The sequence below is a fragment of the Bacillus sp. JJ1127 genome (assembly GCF_036965845.1).
In the GTDB taxonomy this organism is placed as follows: Bacteria; Bacillota; Bacilli; order Bacillales; family Bacillaceae_G; genus Bacillus_A.
This window is the reverse complement of sequence record NZ_JBALQK010000356.1, coordinates 1-1,943: the sequence shown is the minus strand read 5'-3', so window position 1 is coordinate 1,943 and position 1,943 is coordinate 1. Positions and strand designations below refer to the sequence as shown.

1 protein-coding gene is annotated in these 1,943 nt (G+C 33.5%); it reads right to left on the bottom strand.

Annotated features, from left to right (window positions below; translation table 11 throughout):
• Positions 1–133: 133 nt before the first annotated feature.
• On the bottom strand, positions 134–1,513 hold the full coding sequence (locus V7183_RS24305) for a catalase (protein ID WP_335361122.1): 1,380 nt from the start codon (positions 1,511–1,513) through the stop codon (positions 134–136).
• Positions 1,514–1,943: the final 430 nt, after the last annotated feature.

The following is a 1,943-nucleotide window of genomic DNA, read 5'->3' as shown; positions in this document are numbered from 1 at the left end:
TAATCAAATTATATTTCAATGCAATGTAGTATTTGTGAAAGTATCTGGTTATTAAGAACATAATGGAAATTAATAAATTTTATACAAAAAAACGTCATTTTAATCGTAATAATGACGTTTTTTAATCTTCTTATCACTTTTTTATTTCAATCTCAATTCTTTTTGCTAAGTCAGATGATACTTTATTGAAATACTCCATAACTTTCTTTCTAATATCATCAGATATAACTTTCAAATCACTAGCTAAATTTTCGACAAGATGTTCTTTTTCTATTTGAGTTAACCTCGTATAGAATTCACCAGCCTGCCCAAAATCGTCTTGCTTTGTTATAGAAGTTCTTTCTAGTTTGCCTTCAACATATCTTCCATCACCACTTGTAATTTGATTAGCTGGTGTCCAACTTTGCTGCTGGTTAACCGGTAATTTACGAAATTCAGCTCCAATTCTTCTTCTTTGAGAGTCACTATAAATATTGGCACGGCCCTGCAGTATTTTATCATCAGATAATTCTGCGCCGTCTAGTAAATTAGAAACGGAGAAGGCGACTTTTTCTATTTGTTCCATATAATTATCAGGATTTTTATTTAATACTATTTTTCCTACTGGTATTAGGGGATACTCTTTTTCATCCCATACTTTTGTATCGTCTAAAGGATCATAAGAAAGATTTGCTTCATCCTTTGGGTCCATGAGCTGGACATATAAGCCATATTCTACTGGTTTACCACCCGCAATCGTATCGTATAAATCTTTACCAGCGTAATCAGGATTTTCAGCGGCTAGTCTATTTGCTTCTTCGCGACCAATGTATTGTACACCTTCAAATGGGTACCAATGGTATTTAACGTACTTTCTAATACCTTGAGCATTTCTCCAAACATATGTATTTACACTATGTCCTGAAATGTGGCGAAGACTTTTTACTGTACCAGCATCAGAGTATAAACGTACAACAAAATGAACCGATTCAGGCGCTCTTGCTACAAAGCTCCAAAACCTATCAGGGTCAATTAAATTATTTTTTGGTGAAGGTAAGAATGCTTTAATAAATTCCGGAAATCGTATCGCATCACGAACAGAAAAGACAGGAATGTGATTACATACAAGGTCAAAAACGCCTTCTTCTGTATAAAATTTTGTAGCAAAACCCCATACATTTCTAGATGTATCAGGTGTTCCTTTCGTACTGACAGCTAACGAAAAGCGAACCATAACAGGAACTTTCTGATTAGAATTTTGTAAAAAGCTCAGTTTTGTATGTTCGGACATCGAATATACCGTTTGAAAATAACCAAATGCACCAAATCCTTTTGCATGAACAGGTCTTTCTAAAATCTTTTCATAAATAAATTCTTGTAAGGTTTCGTGTAGTACACCATCTTGTTCCAGTACAGGTCCCCCAGAGCCGATCGTCTGGGAATGAAGTTTAGCTGGCTCATTGGAGAGATCTCGATTCTCATAATGGTTTTCTTCTAATAAAGGTTGCCTCTGTTTATGATGCTTTTCATTCATTATGATAGCCTCCAAAATTTAATTTTCATCAATCGTTACTAAATATGATTTTTAAGGCTCGAATATGTATCTTCTTCTTTTATTTTCAACATTCATCAGAAATATAGTTTCTTAAAGTTAGTAGCATTTTTTAGGGAATTGCAATATAAAGTGAATTTGAACCGATGTGTGAACAGACCGCTAGTTAAAGAAAACTCCTATGCAGTGGCCCTTTTTGAGCAGGTATAATTATGAAAAGATGAGGGTTCTGGTGCAAAAATGTTAGTTAGAAACATAGAGTAACCAAGTAATATAAAAAATGAATGTTGTAATTGAAAAATGAGGTGAATTCTAGTGAAAAAGTTCGCCGTATCTTTTTTATATTCTTTATTAAGTTTAGTGATTTCAATGAATATACTCCAACTGTACGATGGTACAGATATTTTTGAAG

Excerpts from the sequence above, each read along its gene's own strand:
- V7183_RS24305 (WP_335361122.1), bottom strand. The coding sequence starts at position 1,513 with ATGAATGAAAAGCATCATAAACAGAGGCAACCTTTATTAGAAGAAAAC.